A 22,795-nucleotide genomic window follows, 5' to 3' on the forward strand; every position below is an offset into this window, starting at 1 on the left:
GAAAGCTTGTGCTGTTGCACGCAGCGTGCGTGTGCTCTGGCGTGCTCCCGCCGACGGGGCACCTTGCTCCGCGAATGTCCCCCGGGGCTTCGCCCCTCCTCCTTTATTTCGCTGCGCAAGGCACCCCATCGACGTGAGCGTGTTCAGAGCGGTCGTTGATCCGCTGCACACCAGCACCGCGTCCCGTGCGCAGGACACCGGGTGCTTCCCGCAGCGAAATCAAGGAGGAGCCCGAAGGGCGGGGGACATTCGCGGAGGGAAGTACCCGGTGGCCTGTGCACACCCCCTGAACAGAAGAACATGACCACCGCCCTCCTCATCTTCGCCGGCACATTGCTGCTCGTCATCTGGCAACCCCGCGGCCTCGGCATCGGCTGGAGCGCCTCCCTGGGCGCCGTCATCGCCCTGCTCTTCGGCGTGGTGCAGCTCACCGACATCCCCGTCGTCTGGGCCATCGTCTGGAACGCCACCGCGACCTTCATCGCGGTCATCCTCATCAGCCTGCTGCTCGACGAGGCCGGCTTCTTCGAGTGGGCCGCCCTGCACGTGGCCCGCTGGGGTCGCGGCAACGGCCGCCGCTTGTTCGCCTTCATCGTGCTGCTGGGCGCCGCGGTCTCGGCCCTCTTTGCCAACGACGGCGCGGCGCTGATCCTCACGCCCATCGTGATGGCCATGCTCGTGGCGCTCGGCTTCACGCCGGCGACCACCCTGGCCTTCGTCATGGCGGCGGGCTTCATTGCCGACACGGCCAGCCTGCCGCTCATCGTGTCGAACCTCGTGAACATCGTGTCGGCCGACTTCTTCGGCATCGGCTTCAACGCATACGCCTCGGTGATGGTGCCAGTCAACGTCGCGGCCGTGCTCGCGAGCCTGGGCGTGCTGCTGTGGTGCTTCCGGCGCGACATTCCCGCCCACTACGACATGGCTCGCCTCAAGCAACCCGCCGATGCGATCCGCGACCGCGACACCTTCCGCGCGGGCTGGGTCGTGCTCGCGCTGCTGCTCGTGGGCTTCTTCGGCCTGGAGCCGCTGGGCGTGCCGGTGAGCGCCGTGGCCGCCTTCGGCGCGGTGATCCTGCTCGCGGTGGCGGCACGCGGCCCGGTGATCGGCACGCGCCAGGTGTTGCGCGGCGCGCCCTGGCAGATCGTCGTCTTCTCGCTGGGCATGTACCTCGTGGTCTACGGGCTGCGCAACGCGGGGCTCACCGGCCAGATCGCCACGCTGCTGAACCTGTTCGCGCAAGGCGGCGTCTGGGGCGCGGCCATGGGCACCGGCTTTCTCGCGGCGGTGCTCTCCTCGGTCATGAACAACATGCCGACCGTGCTGGTCGGCGCGCTGTCGATCGAGGCCTCGGGCGCGGTCGGCCTCGTGAAGGAGGCCATGGTCTATGCCAACGTGATCGGCTGCGACCTCGGCCCGAAGATCACGCCCATCGGCAGCCTCGCCACGCTGCTGTGGCTGCACGTGCTCGCCAGGAAGGGCATGACCATCACCTGGGGCCACTACTTCCGCATCGGCATCGTGCTGACCCTGCCCGTGCTGGCTGCGACGCTCGCCGCGCTGGCGCTGCGGCTCAGCCTGGGCTGATCCATTTTTTCTTCTCTCAACGAGCCTGCCATGAGCGACATCACCATCTATCACAACCCCGCCTGCGGCACCTCGCGCAACGTGCTCGCGCTGATCCGCAACACGGGCGACGAGCCCACCGTCATCGAGTACCTGAAGACCCCACCCGACCGCGCCACGCTCACGCAGCTGATCGCGGCGATGGGCGTGCCCGTGCGCGACGTACTGCGCCAGAAGGGCACGCCGTACGACGAGCTGGGCCTGGGCGATCCGAAGTGGAGCGACGAACAACTCATCGACTTCATGCTGCAGCACCCGATCCTCATCAACCGCCCCATCGTCGTCACGCCGCTCGGCACGCGCCTGTGCCGGCCTTCGGAGGCCGTGCTCGACATCCTGCCCAAGCCGCAGCAAGGCGCATTCGCCAAGGAAGACGGCGAAGCGGTGATCGACGCGAAAGGCCAGCGTGTCGCCAAGCCCTGATCTGCCCCATGTCGACGCCGACGCGTTCCGCGTCCCCCGCCTGCAGGAGCTGCTTCCCACCGCACGCGCCACGCACGCACCACGCATCCTGCTGCTGTACGGATCGCTGCGCGAGCGCTCCTACAGCCGCCTGCTGACCGAAGAAGCCGCGCGCCTGCTGCGCGCGATGGGCGCCGAGCCCCGCATCTACGACCCGCGCGGCCTGCCGCTGCCCGACGGCGAACCCGAAGACCATCCGAAGGTGAAGGAGCTGCGCGATCTCGCGCAGTGGGCCGAGGGCATGGTGTGGACCTCGCCCGAACGCCACGGCGCGATGACCGGGATCATGAAGGCGCAGATCGACTGGATTCCGCTGGCCGTCGGCTCGGTGCGGCCCACGCAGGGCAAGACGCTCGCGGTGATGGAGGTGTCGGGCGGCTCGCAGTCGTTCAACGCGGTGAACCAGCTGCGCGTTCTGGGTCGCTGGATGCGCATGATCACCATCCCCAACCAGTCGTCGGTGGCCAAGGCCTTCCTCGAATTCGACGATGCAGGCCGCATGAAGCCCTCGCCCTACTACGAGCGCGTGGTCGACGTGATGGAAGAACTGGTGAAGTTCACGCTGCTCACGCGCGACTGCGCGGACCACCTGGTCGATCGTTACAGCGAACGGCGCGAGAGCGCGGAGGCCCTGTCCAAGCGGGTCAACCTGCGCAGCATTTAGACACAAGCCCGGCAAGCTTCTTGCAACGGGGACGCCCGTTGCCCGGGCAACTCCCATGGCGGCGCGCGGCGCACCCACGTAGATTCCAGCGTAGAAAAAAGCGTCCGTTTCCGTCGCTTTCCCCACTTTGGCCCCGCAGGAGTGTCCATGGACGCATGGTCGAGTCAGCAACTGTCCCCGCTGTACAGGCGCGAGGTCTTCCGCTCGCGCGAGGCCGAAGAGACGCACGCGCGCGTGGCCCATGAGCTGAAGCCGCACCGCAGCGTGTGGCGCTCGGGCGATGTCGACGCGATCTTCTGCCGCGCCGAGATGAGCGCACTGTCGCTGTGCATCCTGCGCTATGGCTGCGACGTCGACATCGAGCCCGACGCGCTTGGCAACTTCGTTCTGGTGCAGATGCCGCTGCGCGGCCGCGCCGACATCCACACCGGCGGACAAACGCTGCAGATCCACCCCGGCCAGGGCGCCATCATTTCGGCCCACAAGCCGGTGCGCCTGCGCTGGCATGCCGACTGCGAACAGCTGATGCTGAAGATCGAACTCAGCCGCCTGCAGGAGGTGGCGCGCCATGCCTTCGCGCTGCGCGGCGGCGACACCGTGGGCGAGATCGATTTCGACATGCCCCTGCGCCTGGACGACGCGGCGGGCACGCAGTGGTGCCGCATGGTGGCGAGCCTGGCTTCGCTGCTGCCGCCCACCGAGTTCGAGCGTTACGACCCGCGCTGGCTCGCGCACTGCGAAGACAACCTCATGCTCTACCTGCTGTGCCACCGACCCAACTCGGTGCTGCAGCGGCACGCCGACGCGCAGCGCGGCACCGAAGAAACCAGCCTGCGGCAACTGCGCCGGGCCGAAGAATTCATGCGCGAGCGGCTCGACTCACTGCTGTCGCTCGAAGACGTGGCACAGGCCGCGGGCGTCACGCGCCGCGGCCTCGCCCTGCTCTTCCGCCGCTACCGCGACCTCTCGCCCGGCGAGGTGCTGCGCAACATGCGGCTCGACGCCGCGCACGCACTGCTGGCGCGGCACGACGGCGCCAGCGTCACCGAGGTGGCGCTGAACTGCGGCTTCTCGCACCTGAGCCGCTTTGCCGCCTGCTACCGCGAGCGCTTCGGACAGCTGCCGCGCGACACCTCGCGCGATCCCGCACGGCTCCCGGCCGCGCGGCACTGAACACCCATCCTCAGGACTTCATCGCGCACTGCGCGGCGGTGCGGTCCTGGTAGCGCTCCAGCACGGTGCCGATCACCTTGTTGGCGATGCGCCCGCTGCCGTCCTTGGCGACCACGCGCAGGTAGTAGTTCTGGATCGGAAAGTTGTTGGGGCCGTAGCGGAAATCGCCGCGCACCGACTTGTAGTTGGCCGCCTTGATCGCCTTGAGCAGCGCGGGCTTGTCGGCCACCTTGCCGCCGACGTCGCGCACCGCCGCATCCATCGCCATGAGCACGTCGTAGGCCTGGCCGGCATAGAACGACGGGTTGCGGCCGTTGTTCTGCTGGCGGAACGCGGCCACGAAGCGCTGGTTGGCCGGGTTGTCGAGGTCGAACGACCAGTGCGCGGTGTTGAACAGGCCCAGCATCGGCTCGCCGACGGCGGGGATCATGTCCTCGTCGGCCGAGAAGGCGGTGGAGATCAGCGCCACGTCCTTCGACAGCCCCGCGCCGACGAACTGCTTGATGAAGCTCACGCCCATTGCGCCGGGCAGGAAGAAGTACAGCGCATCGGGCTTCGATGCACGGATCTGCGCCAGCTCCGCCGAGTAGTCCAGCTGCCCGAGCTTGGTGTACAGCTCGTCGCCCACGGCGCCCTTGAAGGTGTGCTTGAAGCCGTTGATGGCGTCCTTGCCGCCGGGGTAGCTGGGCGCGATCATCGCGACCTTCTTGAAGCCCTTGTCGCTCGCGAACTTGCCGGCCGACTCGTAGTACGCGTCGTTCGGGTACGAGGCGCCGAAGAAGTACGGGTTGCAGCGCGCACCCGAATAGTCGCTCGGGCCGGTGTTGCTCGACAGGTAGGGCACCTTGGCGGCGAAGAGCGGCGGGCCGACGGCCAGCGCGACCGACGAGCCGACGGGCCCGGTGAACAGGTCGATCTTGTCGCGCAGCAGCATGCGCTCAACCACCTGGCGCGCCATCTCGGGGTTGCCGGCCGTGTCGGCCTCGACGAACTCCACCGGCACGCCGCCGAGCTTGCCGCCCAGCTGCTTCATCGCCACGGCGAAGCCGGCCTTGGCCTCGGCGCCGCCGACGGCGAAGGGGCCGGACAGGTCCATCGCCAGGCCGACTTTCACGGTCTGCGCGGTCTGCGCCTGCGCGGGTAAAGCCAGCGCGCCCACCAGGACGGTGAGCGCGCACAAGACGGATCGGGGCGTGGCCTGCGACATGAAAGGTCTCCTCGGGGTGAGTTCGTTGAACGTGGGGGGCTGCTGCAAATGCAGGGCGCAGTCTCTGTGCGGCGGCGGCGCCCCGCTATCCGTTTCGTGCGACCGAAACCGCTGCACGAAATGGACAGACAACAGGCCGGCGCGCTCCCCAGAATCGCCGCCGACCCCACCACTTCGAGAGACGAACCGATGAGCGACACCATCGACATCCCGGCCGGCGACGGCACCCAGACCTTTCGCGGCTACCTGGCCCTGCCGGCTTCGGGGCGCGGCCCCGGCATCGTGCTGTGCCAGGAAATCTTCGGCGTCAATGCCTACGTGCGCGAGGTGGCCGACCTCTATGCGCAGGAAGGCTACGTGGTGCTCGCGCCCGACCTGTTCTGGCGCATGGAGCCCGGCGTCGATCTGGGCTACTCGCCCGAAGACTGGCAGCGCGCCTTCGGCTTCTTCCAGAAGTTCGACATCGAGGCCGGCGTGGCCGACGTCACGGCGAGCGTGAAGGCGCTGCGCGCGCACCCGGCCTGCACCGGCAAGGTCGGCGCGCTGGGCTTCTGCCTCGGCGGCAAGCTGGCCTACCTGGCCGCCGCGCACTCGGGCGTGGACGCGGCCGTGGGCTATTACGGCGTGGGCATCGAAGGTGCGCTCGACCTCGTGCCGCAAATCGAATGCCCGATCGCCCTGCACTTCGCCGAGCTCGACCAGTTCTGCCCGCCTGGGGCCCGCGCCCAGGTGCTCGAAGCCTTCGCCGGCCGGCCCGATGCGCAGATGTACGTTTACCCTGGCGTCGACCACGCCTTTGCGCGCACCGGCGGCGACCATTTCGACAAGCCCTCCACGCTCATGGCGCACCAGCGCTCGATGGCGCTGTTCAAGGACGCGATCGGCCCGGTGTACGACCTCTCGGCGCTGTGGGACAAGCACTGCGAGTACGAGTTCGCCACGCGTGACGTGGTCGCCACCATGGCCACGATGGTGAGCGAGCCCTACGTGAACCACATCCCGACCATGACCGGCGGCGTGGGCGCCAAGGAGCTGTCGCGCTTCTACAAGCACCACTTCATTCCGAGCACGCCGCCCGACACACGGCTCACGCCCATCTCGCGCACCGTGGGCGCCACGCAGATCGTGGACGAGATGCTGTTCAGCTTCACCCACACGGTCGAGATCGACTGGCTGCTCCCGGGCATCGCGCCCACCGGCAAGCCGGTGGAGATTCCGCTCGTGGCCATCGTGAAGTTCCGCGGCGACAAGCTCTACCACGAGCACATCTACTGGGACCAGGCCAGCGTGCTGGTGCAGATCGGCCTGCTCGATCCGAAGGGCCTGCCCGTGGCCGGCGCCGAGACGGCGCGCAAGCTGGTCGACGAAACACAGCCGTCGAACACGCTGATGCCGCGCTGGGAAAAATCGACCGGCCTCACCATCGCCGACCCGGCGCTGCCCCTGGGATGAGCCACGCCGCCGACATGCTGGCGCTGGTCGTGGACGCGGTCACGCCGCTCACGCCGGCCATCAAGGCCTTCGTGCTGCGCTCGGCCAGCGGCGAGCCGCTGCCGCCGTTCACGCCGGGCGCGCACCTGGGCGTGCAGGTGGTGCAGGCCAACGGCCACGCGGGCCAGCGCGCCTACTCGCTCGCCAAGCCGCACGACGGCTCCGACCGCTGCGAGATCGCCGTGCTGTGCGAACCGCAGGGCGCGGGCGGCTCGGCCTGGATGCACGCGCTGCAACCCGGCACCGCGCTGGCCGCGCACGCACCGCGCAACGACTTCGCCTTGCACGCGGGCAACGCGCCGCCGCTGCTCCTTGCGGGCGGCATCGGCATCACGCCGCTGCTGTGCATGGCGCGATCGCTCGCGGCCGAAGCCCGCCCCTTCGACTTCGTCTATGCCACGCGCAGCGAAGAAGCCACGGCCTACCTGGCCGAGGTGCGCGCGCTCGGTGGCACCGTGGTGCACGACGGCGGCGACCCGGCACGCGGCCTCGACCTGCGCGCGCTGCTGGCCGCGCCCGTGCCCGGTCGCCACCTGCATGTGTGCGGCCCGCGCGGCATGGTGCAGGCGGTGGTCGACACCGCCCGCGCGCTCGGCTGGCCCGACGACCACGTGCACTTCGAACTCTTCGCCGGCGCCATCGAGCAGGCGGGCGATGCGCCCTTCGAGGTGCGCACGCTGCGCTCGGGCAAGACGCTGACCGTGGCGCCCGACCAGAGCCTGCTCGACGTGCTCATCGCCGCCGGCCTGGACCCGCTGTACGACTGCCGCCAGGGCGACTGCGGCGTGTGCGTGGTGGACGTGGTCGAGGGCGTGCCCGACCACCGCGACCACAACCTCAGTCCGCGCGAGAAGGCGGACGGCAAGACCTTGTGCACCTGCGTGTCGCGCGCCAAGACGCCGCACCTGGTGCTCGACATCTGATGACGTTTCAGGAGACCCACCCGATGAATTCCGTGATCCCCATCATCCCCATCGCGGCGACAAGCCCGATCGACATCCAGTCGCTCGTGCAGCCCGACCGCGTGCACAAGCGCGTCTACACCGACCCCGCCATCTTCGAGCTGGAAATGGACCGCGTGTTCGGCCAGGCCTGGATCTACATCGGCCACGAAAGCCAGGTGCCCAAGCCCGGCGACTACTTCACCACCCGCCTGGGCCGCGAGCCCGTGGTGATGGTGCGGCACACCGACGGCCAGGTGCACGTGATGTTCAACCGCTGCCCGCACAAGGGCGCCAAGCTCGTGCCCGACGGCAGCGGCAGCGCCGGCAAGTTCCTGCGCTGCCTGTACCACGGCTGGACCTTCAAGTGCGACGGCAGCCTGCTGTCGGTTCCGCTGCGCAGCGGCTACGAATGCACCGCGCTCGACCTGAAGGACCCGCAGTACGGCGTGCGCAAGGTGGCGCGCGTGGCTTCGCACCGCGGCTTCGTGTTCGCCAGCCTGTCGGAAGACGGGCCCGAGCTGAAGGAGTTCCTGGGCGGCGTGGCCACGTCGCTCGACAACTTCTGCGACCGCGCGCCGGAGGGCGAAGTGGAAGTGGCCGGCGGCGTGCAGCGCGTGATCCAGCGCAACAACTGGAAGATCTTCTTCGAGAACCTGCACGACACCATCCACGCCGTGGCCACGCACGAGTCGTCGTGGCGCGCGGCCAAGGAAGAGCACGAGGCCATGCCGGCCGGCACGCCCAAGCCTTTCGAGGTGGTGATCGTCGACGGCAACGGCGAGCCGCTGGAGTTCTGGGAGAAGCTGGAGCTCAAGGGCTACGACCACGGCCACGGCTTCATGGAAGGCATCTTCGTGCCGCCCACCGACCCGGTGAGCCTGGCCTACGTGGCCTCGCTCGAAGCCGCGAAGGGCGCCGAAGAGGCCGACGCGATCCTGCGCGTGAACCGGCACAACACCATCGTGTACCCGAGCTGCTCGCCGCACACCTCGTTCCAGCAGATCCGCGTGATACGGCCGCTGTCGGTGGACCGCACGCTGGTCGAGATCTTCAGCTTCCGGCTCAAGGGTGCGCCCGAGGCCACCTTCCAGCGCACGCTCAAGTACACCAACATCGTCAACTCGCCCTCGTCGAACGTGATGCCCGACGACCTGGAGGCCTACAACCGCGTGCAGGAAGGCCTGGGCTCGGACGGCGGCGACTGGGTCAGCATGCACCGCGCCGCCGGGCGCGACCAGCCGCTGCCGGGCGGGCGCGCGTCCAACGGCAATAGCGAGATGCCCTCGCGCAACATGTTCGCGGCGTGGGCCGGGTACATGGGTGTCGACACGGGTGCAAAGACGAACGAACAGACCGGGAGCGCCGAATGAACTTCCGCGACTGGAACGAACAGCAGGACCTCACGCAGTTCCTGCACCACGAAGCACGCCTGCTCGACGAGCACCGCTGGGACGAATGGCAGAAGCTCTTCACGCCCGACGGCCTGTACTGGGTGCCACTGGTGCACGGCCAGGCCGACCACCTGAACCACGCCTCGCTGTTCTGCGAGGACGCCCTGCTGCGCTCGATGCGCGCGCGGCGGCTCGAGCAGGCGCGCGCCTATTCGCAGCAGCCGCCCACGCGCACCGTGCACGTGCTGGGCAACATCGCGCTCGAGTCGCGCGACGACGATGCGGTCTGCACCGTGCGCTCGACCTTCCTGCTGCTGGAGTGGCGCAAGACCGAGCAGCGCACCTTCGGCGGCAGCGTGCTGCACACGCTGCGCCGCGCCGACGACGGCTGGCGCATCCAGACCAAGCGCGTCGACCTCGTCAACTGCGACGCGCCGCACGAAGCCCTGCAGGTGTTCCTGTGAAGGCCGCGCTGCTGGCGATGCACTACCAGAACGACGTGCTGCACGTCGACGGCAAGGTGCGCGTGGGCGTGGCCGCCGACGACCCGGCGCGCCCGCGCCTCATCGCCTCGGCCGCCCGGCTGATCGCCGGGGCGCGCGCGAACGGCGTGCCGGTGATCTTCGTGCGCATCGCCTTCGCGCCGGATTACGCGGACTGCCTGCGCAACTGCACGCTGTTCCGCCGCGTGGCCGAGAGCGGCGCGGTGCAGGAGGGCAGCTGGGGCGCGGGCTTCTACGACGAACTCGCGCCGCGGCCGGGCGAAGCCGTCGTCACCCACAAGCGCAACAACCCCTTCTGGGCCAGCGGGCTCGACGAGGCGGTGCGCGCCACCGGCGCCAGCCGCCTGTACGTGGCCGGCATCGCGACCAACCACGTCGTCGAGCACGGCGCGCGCCATGCGAGCGACCTGGGCTACGACGTGGCGGTGGTGGCCGACGCCTGCAGCACCGCGCAGGCGCACCTGCAGGCCGCGAGCCTCGAAACCCTGGCGATGCTCGCGGACGTGGTGCGCGTGGACGATGCCGTCGCGCAGATGGGAGGCCGCGCATGACCCCGCTGCAAGGCAAGGTCGCCATCGTGACCGGCGCCGCTGCGCTGCTGGGCAGCGCCATCGTGCGCGCCTTCGTGCAGGCCGGCGCGCGCGTGGTGGCGGTCGACATCGACACGGCGCGCGGCGCCGCGCTGGCGGCCGATGTGGGCGCGGGCTGCCGCTTCGTTGCCTGCGACATCGCGTCGGACGACGCGCTCGATGCGCTCGTGGCCGGCGTGCTGCGCGCAGAAGGCCGCATCGACTTTCTCGTCAACAACGCCGTGGTCTACGGCGACGCAGGCTTGGATGCCGCGCGCGCCGACTGGCTGGGCGCGCTGAACGTCAACCTGGTCTCCGGCGCGATGCTGGTGCAGAAGACCGCCGACGCGCTGGCCGCGCACGGCGGCGCCATCGTGAACATGGGCAGCGTCGGCGGCAAGTTCGGCGCGACGGGCCGGGCGCTGTACCCGGCGGCCAAGGCCGCCATCCTGCAGCTCACGCGCAACCAGGCCGCCACGCTGGCGCCGCGGGGCGTGCGGGTGAACTCGGTGTCGCCGGGATGGACCTGGTCGGACGCCCTGTCGCGCATGGCGGACGGCGACCGCGCACGGGCCGACCGCGTCGGCGCGCCGATGCACCCGCTGGGCCGCGTGGGCGACGGCGACGACGTGGCGCAGGTGGTGCTGTTCCTGTGCTCGGACGCGGCGCGCTTCGTCACCGGCGCCGACATCCCGGTCGACGGCGGCTTCTCGATGCTGGGGCCCGACCAGGGCCGCTCGGCGCGCGACTGGTTCGGGGCCTAGCCGCCGTTCAGCCGCGCGACTGCCGCAGCGCCCCCGGCGTGCCGCCCAGGTGGCGGCGGCACAGGCGCACGAAGTGCGAGGCGTCGGCCAGCCCGACGCGCAGGCCGATCTGCGCCACGCTCAGGCGGTCGAAGCGCGCATCGGCCAGCATGCGCTGGGCCACCTGCATGCGGCAGGCGGCCAGTGCGTTGGCGAAGGTGGTGGCGCCTGCCCCTGCCCCGCCGCCTTCGGCCAGGCAGCGGTGCAGGCTGCGCTCCGAGATGCCGAGGCCCTGCGCCACAGCCGCGGCCGTGAGGCCCGGCTCGGCATGGCGCTCGCGGGTGGCGTCGAGCACGCGCTGGCGCAAGGCGGCGCGGCCGCACGGGTCGGGCATCGCCCCACCGCCTCCCGGGCCGAGCGCCAGGGCCAGCAGGCCGCCGAGTTGGTCGGCCAGCAGCGCCGCCGGCAGCGGCGGCCGCAGGGCCACCTCGGGCGACAGCGCCTGCGCGAAGCCGCTGAGCGCCGCGCCCCAGCCGCTGTGGCCGTCGATGCGGCGCGCCACGTGATCGCCGGCGTCGGGCAGCCACGACTCGACCCACGCGGTCGGCAGCTCGATCGACACCGTGTCGGCCGACTGCTGCAGGTGGAAGGCGTAGCAGCGCCGCGAATCGACCAGCACCGCGTCGCCGGGCAGCAGGCGCGCCGAGCGCTCTTCCTGCACCGCGACCCAGGGCGAGTCGGCCTTGCACAGCAGGTAGTAGAAGTTGTGGCGGCTGTGGGCGATGGCGCGGCGCGTGCGGTACACGTCCTGCGCGCTGCCGCGCACGCGGTTCACGTGCAGCGGCCCCAGCGGCGCGGATTCGAGCGAGGCGCCGAAGCGGCCGGCCAGCGGGCTGGTCACGTCCATCTCGAGAAAGCCTTCGCAGACCGCGCCGATCCAGTAGTCCAGCCGCTGCGGCGGCGGCACGGTGTCGGTCGACCAGGTGTGGATCGCAGCAGGGGCTGCGGGCATGGCGGCGGAAGTCATCCCGCCAACATAGCCAGCCCGGGCCCGTTTGCCAAGCGGGTATAGACGCCCTCCGACGCCGCACCGCGCGGGCGCCCGGCACAATGGCCCGCTTCATCCACCGCACACGCACGAAGGGCCCGGCACACATGAGCAAGCAAAGCGATTTCGGATTGATCGGCCTGGCCGTGATGGGACAGAACCTGGTGCTGAACGTGGAAAGCCGCGGCTTCCAGGTCAGCGTCTACAACCGCACCGAGGCCACCACCGAGGCCTTCATTGCCGCCAACCCCGGCAAGCAGCTGGTGGGCGCCAAGACGCTCGAAGAGTTCGTCCAGAGCCTGGCCCGACCCCGCAAGATCCAGATCATGGTCAAGGCCGGCGCGCCGGTGGACCAGGTGATCGAACAACTCATTCCGCTGCTGGACAAGGACGACATCGTCATCGACGGCGGCAACAGCCTGTACACCGACACCGAACGCCGCGACGCCTACCTTGCGAGCAAGGGCCTGCGCTTCATCGGCGCAGGCGTGTCGGGCGGCGAGGAAGGCGCGCGCAAGGGGCCGTCGATCATGCCGGGCGGCCCGGCGTCGACCTGGGAGGTGATGAAGCCGATCTTCGAGAGCATCGCGGCCAAGGTCGACGGCGAACCCTGCGTGATCCACATCGGCCCGGGCGGCGCGGGCCACTACGTGAAGATGGTGCACAACGGCATCGAGTACGGCGACATGCAGCTGATCTGCGAGGCCTACAGCCTGTTCAAGGCGGCCGGCTTCACGACCGACGAGATGGCCGCGATCTTCAACGAATGGAACGAGGGCGAGCTGCAGAGCTACCTGATCCAGATCACCGCCAAGGCGCTCGAGCAGAAAGACCCCGAAACCGGCCAGCCGGTGGTCGACCTCATCCTGGACAAGGCGGGCCAGAAAGGCACGGGCCAGTGGACGCTGCTGAACGCGGCCGAGAACGCGGTGGTCATCAGCACCATCAACGCCGCCGTCGAGGCGCGCGTGCTGTCGTCGCAGAAGAAGCAGCGCGTGGCGGCCAGCCAGCTGCTGCAGGGGCCGAAGATCGCACTGTCGCTGGAGAAAAAGGCGCTGGTGGCCAAGGTGCACGACGCGCTCTATGCCTCGAAGGTCATCAGCTACACGCAGGGCTTCGACCTGATCCAGACCATGGGCGAGAAGAAGGGCTGGCAGCTCGACCTGGGCGGCATCGCCTCGATCTGGCGCGGCGGCTGCATCATCCGCGCGCGCTTTCTGAACCGCATCACCGACGCCTTCCGCCGCGACCCGGCGCTGGGCAACCTGATGCTCGACCCGTTCTTTCAAGACCTGCTGAACCGCACGCAGCAGAACTGGCGCGAGGTGGTGGCGCTGGCGGTGAGCAACGGCATCCCGGTGCCGGCCTTCAGCGCCTCGCTGGCCTACTACGACAGCTACCGCACGGCGCGCCTGAGCGCGAACCTGCTGCAGGCGCAGCGCGATTTCTTCGGGGCGCACACGTACGAACGCGTGGACAAGCCCGAAGGCCAGTTCTTCCACACCGACTGGCCCGAAGTCATCGAATAAATAAATTGGGCTCGCCCCCAGGCTTCGCGCACTTCGTGTCGCTTCGCCAACCCCCTACCGGGGGCAACACCAGCGGCCCGGCAAAGCCGGTTCCGCGGTGTTTCTGGTGAATGCCCGCTCGCCGCCTCTTCAGGTGATGCGACTCAGCCGGCGTCGGCCAGCCAGTCGCGCACCACGCCGACCGACTGCGCCAGCGGCGCCGTCGCATCCACCGCCAGCACGCCGGCCTCGCCCACCGGCGATTCGAGCGTGGCGAACTGGTTGGCCACGAGGCTGGCCGGGAACATGTGCAGCCCGGCGCCCGCGCGCGCGGCCACGCGGCGCTCGGCTTCGGCGCGGTCGATCTGCATGAACACGAAGCGCAGGCCCGGCGCGGCGGCGCGCAGCTGGTCGCGGTAGCTGCGCTTGAGCGCGGAGCAGGTCATGACGGCGCCCTGCGGCGCGTCGGCCAGGGCGCGGCCCAGCGTGGCCAGCCAGCCGGCGCGGTCGGCGTCGGTGAGCGCGATGCCGCGGCTCATCTTGTCGACGTTGGCGGGCGGATGGTGGTCGTCGCCCTCGATCAGCGGCAACCCGAACGCCGTGGCCAGCGCCGCGCCCATGCTGGACTTGCCGCAGCCCGAAACCCCCATCACCACGAGCCAGACCCTGTTCATGCGCACCCTTGACCTTTGTTGAAGCTGACAGGCGCGTGCCGGAGCCGGCACGCGCGGTCACGAATCTACCGCGTCGGCGCCCGGGTGGGCGCAAAGCCGGTGCCGGCCACGGCTCAGACGAGGTGCCAGCGCCGGCTGTGCGGCCCCTGCTTCGCGAACACGTGCGCGAGGTGCTTCTTGACCGTGTTGACACTGATGCCGAGCCGCTCGGCGATCTGCTTGTTGGTCATGTCCCGGTGCATGAGCGACAGCACCTCGTCTTCCCGTGCAGTCAGCCGGAGGGCCGGCGTGGTGCCGCCGGACGCCGGCCGCCCGCCGCTGGCCTTCGCGCGCAACACGCACAGGTACAGCGCCTGCACCACCGGCCCCGGAAAGCCCAGGGTACCCGCCAGCACGGCGTCCAGCGATTGCGCAAGCTGCTCGGCGCTCGCGGCCCACTCGACGCTGCCGCGCGCCTGGCTGCGGAGCGCGGCGTCCAGGCCCTGCGGGGACGGCGCCTCCCAGCCGAGGAGCCAGTCGGTGGCGGGAAAGCGGCGGCGCAGACCGTCCAGGCTGGCGACGTTCTCCGGCGCCATCAGCGCGATGTCCACCAGCAGCAAGCGCGGCGCCTGCGGCCGGCAGCGGGCTTCCAGCTCGAAGAGGCTGTTCACCTGCACGCACGCGACCTCGTACATCCGCCCGGCCCGCTGCCGCGAGGCCAGCAGGCCCTGCCCGAACCGCGGTGACGCGCGGCCGGTGCCGGTGGCGACAAGCACCGGCACGCGGAGGTCGGCCGCAGGGCAAGGGAGGTCGGGGAACGCCGGTTGAAAGCAGTCCGATGCCAACAGCGCGGGTGGCACGAAGGGCGCGAACGGCGACAGGGGACGCAAGCCCTGCATGAACGGCAGCGGGTCTGCGTTCCACGCAGGTTCCAGCCCAGCAGACGGCAGTGGGACTTGTTCCATGGTTTCCCTCCGAGGTGCCTATTGGGAGGCAGCCGGAGCTTAATGATAAAGACCACAAATTCCTGCAGACAGGTCTGCCGACCTCGCAAGGTATCAAAGGGTAAGGGCGCGCGATCGGCGCGGCACATCACCCAGTGGGTGACAACTTTTATCCTATGGACAGGGCGCAGCCCGGCGGTTCAGCATCCCTTTCTGCTGATATGTGAACGTGGTTGATCGCCAGTGCATGCAGGTCAATCGGGAGCACTGATTCCAGTCGGCGCATCTTTTCAACCAAGGAGTTCCCATGGCTGCGCTCAACCTGACGGCCGGCTCGACCGTCACCCTGGATGAATCCGCCAATTTGCAGAACCTTGCCGCTACTCCCGCTGCCGCCGGCGACAGTAACGACAATGACATCTCCGCAAGTTCGCTGCCCACCGCCTTCAGCACCCGCCTGACGGCCCAAGGCGTCGGCACCGCCATCAACGCGGCGTTGAGTGGCTACAACGGGACCAACACCGGCACCAACGCCTTCACGTTCAGCGTGACAGGCACGGTCACCGACATGTCCTTCACGGACGCGAACGGCGCGCCGCTCAATGGCCTGGACAGCGGCCTCAACACCGCCGACGGCGAAGACATCTTCCTGTACACCGACACGACCAACAACAACGTCGTCTACGGAAAGACCGCCCTCAACGTCGTCGTGTTCGCCGCCTACCTGGAAGAGACGGGCAGCCCGGTGAACGGCGCCAAGATCTGGACCGTCCAGTACGAAGCGATGTCGAACCCCGACGCGGCCAACGCCGACGATCCGATCGACCTGACGGACAAGGTCTTCGTCAGCGTCAGCCAGGACACGGAGTTCAACCTCGCGGACGCGCCCTCCGGCCAGAACCTGTTCCTGATGTTCACGACCGGCAGTCCGACCATCGTCGATGGCCGGATCTCCAACGTGTCGATCATCGCGACGGGCAAGGACCCGGCCAACCAGTCCGGCGCCAACCCCAACAGCACCGCCGACGACATCAACATCTCGACCGGCGACACGATCAACACCAGCAAGGCGGGCGGCCCGACCACGTTCGGCACCAACAGCCAGATGATCACCGAGCAGGAAGGCATCCGCTTCACGTTCGTGACGGGCGCCCGGGCGGACGTCACCATTCCGAACCTGGACCAGAACGAGGCCGACCTGGAGTCGAACATCGACTTCACCGGCATGTTCGGCGCGAGGACCGCCGACTTCGACGTGGTGCAGCTGCAAAGCGGCAAGAGTGCCCAGGTCAAGATCTCGGCCTTCAGCACGGCGGCGGAGTCCGGCAACAGCTTCATCGACGGCTATGCAGGCGACGCGACGGTTGCGATCACCAGCGTGCGCGTGCTCAACTCCGCCACCGGGGCCGTGCTCGAAACCTTCTCGGCCGGCGCCGAAGGCGGACTGAGTTCGAGCCTCGCCATCAGCATCACCGGCGGCGTCGCGACCATCACCGGCGTCGTGGCCGGCCAATCGATCGAGTACACGACGTCGGCGGACCACAACCGCGTGCTCATCGAAAACGGGGCGGCCCTCAATGCCTCGGGCAACACGCACGCGGACTTCGACATCGGAGGGTTCCGGCTGCTGAGGTCGTCCACCGCCACGGCGCAGATCGGCTCGCAGATGATCTTCGAGGACGACGGGCCGAGCATCGCGGTCGCCGATACGGCGCCGCCCGACGCATTGACGGTGGACGAGAGCGCCCTGGCCACCAACGCGTCGGCCAGCTTCGCCGACAACTTCTCCAGCACGCCGAGCTACGGTGCGGACGGCGCAGGCACGGTCACCAGCGCCTACGCGCTGAGCCTGAAGACCAGCGGCGCGGACTCCGGGCTGGACGACGTGGCCACCGGCAACAGCGTGTTCCTGTTCCTCAACGCCTCGGGCGTCGTCGAGGGACGCCAGGGCACGGACGCCGCGGCGGCCGCCACAGGCGACATCGTCTTCACGGTGAGCGTCAACGCCGCCGGCACGGTCACGCTCGACCAGGTGCGTGCGATCGTGCATCCGAACATCGCCAACCCGGACGATTCGAAGACACTGGCCGCATCCGACCTGATCGTGCTGACGCGCACCGACACCATCACCGACAGGGATGGCGACCCGAACACAGGTTCGGATTTCCTCAACATCGGCCAGGCCCTGAACTTCAAGGACGACGGCCCGAGCATCGTGGTGGCCGACACGGCACCGCCCGACGCATTGACGGTGGACGAAACCGCCCTGGCCACCAACGCGTCGGCCAGCTTCGCCGACAACTTCTCCAGCACGCCGACCTACGGCGCGGACGGCGCAGGCACGACCAGCAGCGCCTACGCGCTCAGCGTCAAGAGCGCGGGCATCGCCTCGGGCCTGGTCGACACCCTGACGAATCAGAGCGTGGTGCTGACCATTAACGCCGGCGTGGTCGAAGGGCGTACCGCCATCAGCGGTGCGCTGGTCTTCACCGTCAGCGTGAACGCTGCGGGCCTCGTCACGCTCGACCAGCTGCGTGCCGTCGTGCATCCGGACGCCACCAACCCGGACGACTCGAAGACGCTGGCCGCGGCCGATCTGGTCGTGCTGACCCGCACCGACACCATCACCGACAAGGACGGCGACCAGAACACCGGTTCGGACTTCCTCAACATCGGCCAAGCCCTGAACTTCAAGGACGATGGGCCGAGCATCGTGGTGGCCGACACGGCACCGTCCGACACGTTGACAGTGGACGAAACCGCCCTGGCCACCAACGCGTCGGCCAGCTTCGCCGACAACTTCTCCAGCACGCCGACCTACGGCGCGGACGGCGCGGGCACGGTCACCAGCGCCTACGCGCTCAGCGTCAAGAGCGCAGGGATCGCCTCGGGCCTCGTCGACACCCTGACGAACCAGAGCGTGGTGCTGACCGTCAACGCCGGCGTGGTCGAAGGACGCACCGCCATCAGCGGTGCGCTGGTCTTCACCGTCAGCGTGGACGCTGCGGGCCTCGTCACGCTCGACCAGCAGCGCGCCGTCGTGCATCCGGACGCCACCAACCCGGACGACTCGAAGACGCTGGCCGCGGCCGACCTGATCGTGCTGACCCGCACCGACACCGTCACCGACAAGGACGGCGACCAGAACACGGGCGCGGACTTCCTGAACATCGGCCAGGCCTTGAACTTCGAGGACGATGGGCCGAGCATCACGGTGGCCGACACGGCGGCCGCCGATCCACTGACAGTGGACGAAACCATCCTGGCCACCAACGCGTCGGCCAGCTTCGCCGACAACTTCACCAGCACGCCGACCTACGGCGCGGACGGTGCAGGCACGACCACCAGCGCCTACGCGCTGAGCGTCAAGAGCGCAGGCGTCGCCTCGGGCCTGGTCGACACGCTCAGCAACCAGAGCGTGGTGTTGACCCTCACCGCCGGCGGCGTGGTCGAAGGGCGCACGGCCGGCAGCGGATTGCTGGTCTTCACCGTCAGCGTGAACGCTGCGGGCCTCGTCACGCTCGACCAGCAGCGCGCCGTCGTGCACCCGGACGCCACCAACCCGGACGACTCGAAGACGCTCACTGCAGCCGATCTGGTCGTGCTGACCCGCACCGACACCATCACCGACAAGGACGGCGACCAGAACACGGGCTCGGACTTCCTCAACATCGGCCAGGCCCTGAACTTCGAGGACGACGGCCCGACCATCCTGGCCCGCACCGACCTCATCTACGCGAACACCAGCAACCCGTCGCCCGGCGGCACCGGCACCTTCGACTACGAGATCGGCGCCGACGCGCGGTCGAGCTACAGCGTCTCCAACTCCGACTTTTCAGCGATCACGCTGACCGGCACGGTGGGCAATGCGGCGATCACCAGCCCGACGGTGACCTGGACCTCCGAGACGGCGACGAGCGCCTCGTTCGCCGTGAGTTTCAGCTACAAGCCGGACCCGGGCTCGGCCACCACCACCAACGCGACCGGCACGCTGAGCTTCGACAAGGTGAACGGCACCTACTCGCTCGCGCTGAACGCGCCCATCGCGGGCTTCAACACCGTCTCGACCGGCCAGGCGCTGGGCTTCACCGGCTACACGGTGGGCACATCGACAGTCGACCAGACGCAGCCCGACGTGTCGGTGGCCCAGTTGAGCAGCAACTTCTTCGTGCAGTTCACCGGCTACAGCGAGCCGGGCGGCGGCACCGGTGCCAACAACATCCAGGCGATCGCTCCGGCAGCCCCGTTGGGCACGGCCAACGGAACCGCCTTCGTGAACGGCGAGCTGTTCAAGCAGGCAGGAACGTGGGTGAGCGTGTCCAACCTGGCCAACGGCGTGGCGGGCGACACCATCCAGCAGGGCGAGGTGCTGGACCTCGACTTCTTCGCCGCGAACCCGTTCGGCTTCACGACCGCGACGCCGACCACGCAGGCCGCCGGCATGTTCCTCAAGTTCGACGGCATCGGCAGCGAGGACCTGGTGCTCGTGCTCAAGCTGGTGGACCCGGACGACGGCAGCCGCACGACGAAGGCCATCATCATCGACAACGCCGACATCATCAAATCCGGCGGCACCATTCCGGCCCCGTACAGCATCTCGCTGGACAACAACGACGGCGCGGTCATCATCGAGTCGAACGACTTCAACACCGGCACCGAGAACTACGTCATCGAAGGGGCGCAACTGCTGGTGTCGACCGAAGGCGTGACGGGCACGGCCATCAACCTCAATGCGCTGACCGGGGCCGGCGGCAACAGCACCACGCTGCAGGAATTCTCGGGAACACCCGGCACGGCCAACCCCGAAGCGGCCACGTCCGACAACGACGTCATCAAGATCTCGGACATCGGGTTCGTCACGCTCAACAGCGGCCAGCTCGACGCCAACCTGCAGTTCTCGCTGGCGGTCAAGGACGCCGATGGCGACGCCACCGCGACGCAGGTGCTGGACGTCGGCATCGTCGGCGGCACCGCCTTCACCGGCGGTGCGGACGACGAAGCGATCCAGGGCAGCGCGGGCAACGACACGCTCAACGGCGGCGGCGGCAACGACACGCTGACCGGCGGACTGGGCAAGGACTCGCTCACCGGGGGCGATGGCAACGATATCTACGACTTCAATGCCGTGGCCGAGAGTGCGGCCGGTGCGAACAGGGACGTGGTCTCCGGATTCATGAGCGGTGCGGACACGCTCGACCTGTCGGGCATCGACGCCATTTCGGGCAACGCGAACGCGGACGACGCCTTCAGCTACCTCGGCGATGCGGCGTTCACCAACATAGCCGGACAGCTGAGGTTCGACGTCGCCACCCAGACGCTGCAGGCCGATATCGACGGCAACGGCACCGCCGACTTCGAAGTGCAGCTGGTGGGTGTCGTGGCGCCGCCACCGCTGGACGACTTCTTCATGTAGGCCCGGGCATTGCGTGGAAGCGAGGGCGGCCCTAGCGACCGCCCTCGTCAGCCGCAGCGGTCCGGGCCGGGGCGCGTCAGCGTTGCTCGCACTCAGAACAGGCTGCCCTGCCCTTGCGCGCCGGGCGGGCGGAACGCGCTGGTGTCGAGCGCGATCCGCTCGCGGTTGAAGCCCAGCCGGTGTGTCGCTTTCTGGAAGCGCTGGTGGATCAGGTCGGCCCACAGGCCGCTGCCCTTCATGCGCGTGGCGAAGTCGGCGTCGTAGTCCTTGCCGCCGCGCATCTCGTGGATGCGCGCCATCACGCGATCGGCGCGCTGCGGGTAGTGCAGCTCGAGCCATTCCTTGAAGAGCGGCGCCACCTCCCATGGCAGCCGCACCACCGTGTAGAAGGCGCTGCGCGCGCCGGCCTCCCAGGCGGCTTCGAGCACCTGCTCCATGTCTTCGGTGATGAACGGAATCTGCGGCGCCACGCTCACGCCCACCGGCACGCCGGCCTCGGCCAGGGTGCGGATGGTGCGCAGCCGCCGGTGCGGCGCGGCAGCGCGCGGCTCGAGCTTGCGCGCCAGCTCGCCGTCGAGCGTGGTCACGGTGACGTACACGGCCGCGAGCCGGTCGGCGGCCATGGGCGCGATCAGGTCGAGGTCGCGCTCGACCGCGCTCGACTTGGTGACCAGCGCGAACGGATGTCGCACCTCGCTCAGCAGCTCGATCACGCCGCGCGTGAGCCGCAGCTCGCGCTCGATGGGCTGATAGCAGTCGGTGGCGGTACCGATGGCGAGGTTGCTGGGGCGGTAGCCCTTGCGCCCGAGTTCGGCGCGCAGCACCTCGACGAGGTTGCGCTTGGCGATGAGCTTGGTCTCGAAGTCGAGGCCGGGCGAGAGGTTCAGGTAGCTGTGCGTGGGCCGCGCAAAGCAGTAGATGCAGCCGTGCTCGCAGCCGCGGTACGGGTTGAGCGAACGGTCGAAGGGGATGTCGGGCGACTCGTTGCTGCTGAGCACCGACTTCACGTCCTCGAAGCGCACCTCGGTGGCCAGCGGCAGCAGCCCGGCGGCCTCGGCTTCGCCGTCTTCCAGCGTGCCCCAGCCGTCGTCGAAGGCGTCGCGTTCGTCCTTGGAGAACCGGTGCGCGAGCCGCGTGGCCGCGCCTCGGCCCTTGATGATGTGGATGGGAACCTGGGCGGCGGGCATGGCGAGTCCTTGGAAGGAAACAGGAAACAAGTCGAATAACTGTTTATTCATACAGTATTTCACTTTTGATCCAGACATGCACAGTTTTTTATTTCTGTCTTGACAGAAATTCAGGAATTCCTAAACTCGACGCCATGGAACTCACCGACATTCAACGCAAGTTCGTCCTGCACTGGGGCGAGATGGGCTCCATGTGGGGCGTGAACCGCACGGTCTCGCAGATCCACGCCCTGCTCTTCGCGCACGGCAAGCCGATGCACGCCGAAGAGCTGTCGGAAACGCTGGGCGTGGCCCGCTCCAACGTCAGCAACAGCCTGAAGGAACTGCAGGCCTGGAACCTCGTGCGCGTCACCCACACGCTGGGCGACCGGCGCGACTACTTCGAGACCAGCGTCGACGTGTGGGAGCTGTTTCGTACCGTGGTGCGCGAGCGCAAGGAGCGCGAGTTCGACCCCACCATCCGCGTGCTGCGCGAGATCGTTTCCAGCCCCGATTTCCAGAAGGAGCCGCCCGACGCGCAGGACCGCATCCGCTCCACCATGGACCTCATGACCAAGCTCGCCACCTGGGCCGACGAGATGCTGCGGCTGTCGCCCGGCACGCTCGACAAGGTGCTCACGCTCGGCGCCAGCGTGCAGAAGTTCGTGCGCGGCGACAGCGCGCCGCCCCCCGCCCCTCCTGGCGCCGGCAAGGGCGACGACCCCGACGCGCACCACGCCAGCCTGCCCATGATCTGAGAAAGGCCGCGTCCTTTTTTTTGCCTTCTTATTTCTGTTTTGACTGAAATATCGAGAACCAAAAGCACCATGACCCGCTTCGCCCCCGCCACCTACCCGCTCACCGTCTATTTCGACGCCACCTGCCCGCTGTGCACGGCCGAAATGGGCGCCATGCAAGCGCGCGACGCCGCGAAGCGGCTGCGCCTGGTCGACTGCTCGCCCATCGGTTTCGCGAGCGGCCCGGCACCGCGCGAGGCGCTGATGCGTTCGCTGCACGCGGTCGATGCCGCAGGCCGGCTGCGCGTGGGCGTCGACGCCATCCGCGCCTGCCGCGCAGCGGTGGGCCTGCCGGCCGGCGGCGCGGTGCTCGACCTGCCGGTGGTCGGCCGGCTGGCCGATCGCGCCTACGCGGTGCTGGCGCGCAACCGCTACCGGCTGCCGCGCTGGCTGGTCCTGCGGCTCGCGGGGCATGGCGCGATCGCGCCGGCCACCTGCGCTGACGACCACTGCAAGCTCTAAAAAACCCACGCTGTCACACCCCATCCGCCCA

General features: G+C 68.8%; 19 protein-coding genes. 14 read left to right on the forward strand and 5 right to left on the reverse strand.

All coding sequences use genetic code 11. The features are described from left to right. Positions 1–300: 300 nt before the first annotated feature. The 4 genes from AC07SQ_RS27090 (at position 301) to AC07SQ_RS27105 (ending at position 3,925) form a co-directional block, all read left to right on the forward strand. The gene (locus AC07SQ_RS27090; RefSeq protein WP_159277622.1) at positions 301–1,587 is read left to right on the forward strand and encodes an arsenic transporter; all 1,287 of its coding nucleotides are present in this window, start codon (positions 301–303) and stop codon (positions 1,585–1,587) included. 30 nt (positions 1,588–1,617) lie between these two features. After that, positions 1,618–2,049: an arsenate reductase (glutaredoxin) gene (arsC, locus tag AC07SQ_RS27095; protein ID WP_495273333.1), complete on the forward strand. Its 432-nt coding sequence runs from the start codon at positions 1,618–1,620 to the stop codon at positions 2,047–2,049. Then, positions 2,033–2,752, forward strand: coding sequence for an arsenical resistance protein ArsH (arsH, locus tag AC07SQ_RS27100; RefSeq protein WP_495273332.1), 720 nt, complete (start codon positions 2,033–2,035; stop codon positions 2,750–2,752). Before arsC ends, arsH begins: the two co-directional genes overlap by 17 nt. A 147-nt stretch (positions 2,753–2,899) precedes the next feature. Then, positions 2,900–3,925 carry an AraC family transcriptional regulator gene (locus AC07SQ_RS27105; RefSeq protein WP_495273331.1) on the forward strand — a complete coding sequence of 342 codons (1,026 nt, stop codon included), beginning with the start codon at positions 2,900–2,902 and terminating at the stop codon, positions 3,923–3,925. A gap of 10 nt (positions 3,926–3,935) precedes the next feature. Here the strand turns inward: AC07SQ_RS27105 and AC07SQ_RS27110 are convergent, their stop codons facing one another. Beyond that, a complete protein-coding gene (locus AC07SQ_RS27110; protein ID WP_159277626.1) occupies positions 3,936–5,132 on the reverse strand; it encodes an ABC transporter substrate-binding protein in 1,197 nt (398 codons plus the stop codon). Between the two features lie 189 nt (positions 5,133–5,321). Here AC07SQ_RS27110 and AC07SQ_RS27115 point away from each other — a divergent pair, with 189 nt between their 5' ends. From AC07SQ_RS27115 to AC07SQ_RS27140, 6 genes are read left to right on the forward strand one after another with little or no spacing between them, the layout of a single operon-like run. Continuing rightward, positions 5,322–6,584, forward strand: a complete 1,263-nt coding sequence (locus tag AC07SQ_RS27115) for a dienelactone hydrolase family protein (protein ID WP_495273330.1) — start codon at positions 5,322–5,324, stop codon at positions 6,582–6,584. Further along, on the forward strand, positions 6,581–7,546 hold the full coding sequence (locus AC07SQ_RS27120; protein ID WP_495273329.1) for a PDR/VanB family oxidoreductase: 966 nt from the start codon (positions 6,581–6,583) through the stop codon (positions 7,544–7,546). Before AC07SQ_RS27115 ends, AC07SQ_RS27120 begins: the two co-directional genes overlap by 4 nt. A 23-nt stretch (positions 7,547–7,569) precedes the next feature. Next, entirely contained in the window at positions 7,570–8,937 is a 1,368-nt protein-coding gene (locus AC07SQ_RS27125; protein ID WP_495273328.1) for an aromatic ring-hydroxylating dioxygenase subunit alpha, read from the forward strand. Further along, the gene (locus AC07SQ_RS27130; protein WP_492741420.1) at positions 8,934–9,422 is read left to right on the forward strand and encodes an aromatic-ring-hydroxylating dioxygenase subunit beta; all 489 of its coding nucleotides are present in this window, start codon (positions 8,934–8,936) and stop codon (positions 9,420–9,422) included. The genes AC07SQ_RS27125 and AC07SQ_RS27130 overlap by 4 nt, the downstream gene beginning before the upstream one ends. Beyond that, the gene (locus AC07SQ_RS27135; protein WP_495273326.1) at positions 9,419–10,012 is read left to right on the forward strand and encodes a cysteine hydrolase family protein; all 594 of its coding nucleotides are present in this window, start codon (positions 9,419–9,421) and stop codon (positions 10,010–10,012) included. Before AC07SQ_RS27130 ends, AC07SQ_RS27135 begins: the two co-directional genes overlap by 4 nt. Further along, entirely contained in the window at positions 10,009–10,794 is a 786-nt protein-coding gene (locus AC07SQ_RS27140; protein WP_495273325.1) for an SDR family oxidoreductase, read from the forward strand. Before AC07SQ_RS27135 ends, AC07SQ_RS27140 begins: the two co-directional genes overlap by 4 nt. Before the next feature lie 7 nt (positions 10,795–10,801). Here the strand turns inward: AC07SQ_RS27140 and AC07SQ_RS27145 are convergent, their stop codons facing one another. After that, the gene (locus tag AC07SQ_RS27145) at positions 10,802–11,785 is read right to left on the reverse strand and encodes an AraC-like ligand-binding domain-containing protein (RefSeq protein WP_495313013.1); all 984 of its coding nucleotides are present in this window, start codon (positions 11,783–11,785) and stop codon (positions 10,802–10,804) included. Between the two features lie 143 nt (positions 11,786–11,928). On the opposite strand from AC07SQ_RS27145, the gene gnd reads away from it, so the two are divergent. Further along, positions 11,929–13,350 (forward strand): decarboxylating NADP(+)-dependent phosphogluconate dehydrogenase, encoded by a 1,422-nt coding sequence (gnd, locus tag AC07SQ_RS27150; RefSeq protein WP_495273323.1) that lies wholly within the window; start codon positions 11,929–11,931, stop codon positions 13,348–13,350. A 143-nt stretch (positions 13,351–13,493) separates the two neighbouring features. Here gnd and AC07SQ_RS27155 read toward each other — a convergent pair whose 3' ends face one another. Together AC07SQ_RS27155 and AC07SQ_RS27160 are read right to left on the reverse strand one after the other, a co-directional pair. After that, on the reverse strand, positions 13,494–14,003 hold the full coding sequence (locus tag AC07SQ_RS27155; protein WP_240531376.1) for a gluconokinase: 510 nt from the start codon (positions 14,001–14,003) through the stop codon (positions 13,494–13,496). Between the two features lie 113 nt (positions 14,004–14,116). After that, complete coding sequence (locus AC07SQ_RS27160) at positions 14,117–14,947, reverse strand: helix-turn-helix transcriptional regulator (protein WP_492695060.1); 831 nt, start codon at positions 14,945–14,947, stop codon at positions 14,117–14,119. A gap of 286 nt (positions 14,948–15,233) precedes the next feature. On the opposite strand from AC07SQ_RS27160, the gene AC07SQ_RS27165 reads away from it, so the two are divergent. Continuing rightward, positions 15,234–20,339, forward strand: coding sequence for a DUF5801 repeats-in-toxin domain-containing protein (locus AC07SQ_RS27165; RefSeq protein ID WP_495273322.1), 5,106 nt, complete (start codon positions 15,234–15,236; stop codon positions 20,337–20,339). Between the two features lie 92 nt (positions 20,340–20,431). Here the strand turns inward: AC07SQ_RS27165 and AC07SQ_RS27170 are convergent, their stop codons facing one another. Next, complete coding sequence (locus tag AC07SQ_RS27170; RefSeq protein ID WP_495273321.1) at positions 20,432–21,526, reverse strand: PA0069 family radical SAM protein; 1,095 nt, start codon at positions 21,524–21,526, stop codon at positions 20,432–20,434. Positions 21,527–21,660: 134 nt separating this feature from the next. Here AC07SQ_RS27170 and AC07SQ_RS27175 point away from each other — a divergent pair, with 134 nt between their 5' ends. Both AC07SQ_RS27175 and AC07SQ_RS27180 read left to right on the forward strand, forming a co-directional pair. Further along, entirely contained in the window at positions 21,661–22,263 is a 603-nt protein-coding gene (locus tag AC07SQ_RS27175; RefSeq protein ID WP_139705802.1) for a GbsR/MarR family transcriptional regulator, read from the forward strand. Positions 22,264–22,332: 69 nt separating this feature from the next. Next, positions 22,333–22,764 (forward strand): thiol-disulfide oxidoreductase DCC family protein, encoded by a 432-nt coding sequence (locus AC07SQ_RS27180; protein WP_495273320.1) that lies wholly within the window; start codon positions 22,333–22,335, stop codon positions 22,762–22,764. Positions 22,765–22,795 lie beyond the last annotated feature (31 nt).

It is taken from the genome of Variovorax sp. GW821-FHT06D12 (genome assembly GCF_059419205.1).

Excerpts from the sequence above, each read along its gene's own strand:
- AC07SQ_RS27130 (WP_492741420.1), top strand. The coding sequence starts at position 8,934 with ATGAACTTCCGCGACTGGAACGAACAGCAGGACCTCACGCAGTTCCTG.
- AC07SQ_RS27105 (WP_495273331.1), top strand. The coding sequence starts at position 2,900 with ATGGACGCATGGTCGAGTCAGCAACTGTCCCCGCTGTACAGGCGCGAG.
- AC07SQ_RS27180 (WP_495273320.1), top strand. The coding sequence starts at position 22,333 with ATGACCCGCTTCGCCCCCGCCACCTACCCGCTCACCGTCTATTTCGAC.
- AC07SQ_RS27170 (WP_495273321.1), bottom strand. The coding sequence starts at position 21,526 with ATGCCCGCCGCCCAGGTTCCCATCCACATCATCAAGGGCCGAGGCGCG.
- arsC (WP_495273333.1), top strand. The coding sequence starts at position 1,618 with ATGAGCGACATCACCATCTATCACAACCCCGCCTGCGGCACCTCGCGC.
- AC07SQ_RS27110 (WP_159277626.1), bottom strand. The coding sequence starts at position 5,132 with ATGTCGCAGGCCACGCCCCGATCCGTCTTGTGCGCGCTCACCGTCCTG.
- AC07SQ_RS27140 (WP_495273325.1), top strand. The coding sequence starts at position 10,009 with ATGACCCCGCTGCAAGGCAAGGTCGCCATCGTGACCGGCGCCGCTGCG.
- AC07SQ_RS27125 (WP_495273328.1), top strand. The coding sequence starts at position 7,570 with ATGAATTCCGTGATCCCCATCATCCCCATCGCGGCGACAAGCCCGATC.
- AC07SQ_RS27120 (WP_495273329.1), top strand. The coding sequence starts at position 6,581 with ATGAGCCACGCCGCCGACATGCTGGCGCTGGTCGTGGACGCGGTCACG.
- AC07SQ_RS27115 (WP_495273330.1), top strand. The coding sequence starts at position 5,322 with ATGAGCGACACCATCGACATCCCGGCCGGCGACGGCACCCAGACCTTT.
- AC07SQ_RS27165 (WP_495273322.1), top strand. The coding sequence starts at position 15,234 with ATGGCTGCGCTCAACCTGACGGCCGGCTCGACCGTCACCCTGGATGAA.
- AC07SQ_RS27145 (WP_495313013.1), bottom strand. The coding sequence starts at position 11,785 with ATGCCCGCAGCCCCTGCTGCGATCCACACCTGGTCGACCGACACCGTG.
- gnd (WP_495273323.1), top strand. The coding sequence starts at position 11,929 with ATGAGCAAGCAAAGCGATTTCGGATTGATCGGCCTGGCCGTGATGGGA.
- AC07SQ_RS27090 (WP_159277622.1), top strand. The coding sequence starts at position 301 with ATGACCACCGCCCTCCTCATCTTCGCCGGCACATTGCTGCTCGTCATC.
- AC07SQ_RS27160 (WP_492695060.1), bottom strand. The coding sequence starts at position 14,947 with ATGGAACAAGTCCCACTGCCGTCTGCTGGGCTGGAACCTGCGTGGAAC.
- AC07SQ_RS27175 (WP_139705802.1), top strand. The coding sequence starts at position 21,661 with ATGGAACTCACCGACATTCAACGCAAGTTCGTCCTGCACTGGGGCGAG.
- AC07SQ_RS27155 (WP_240531376.1), bottom strand. The coding sequence starts at position 14,003 with ATGAACAGGGTCTGGCTCGTGGTGATGGGGGTTTCGGGCTGCGGCAAG.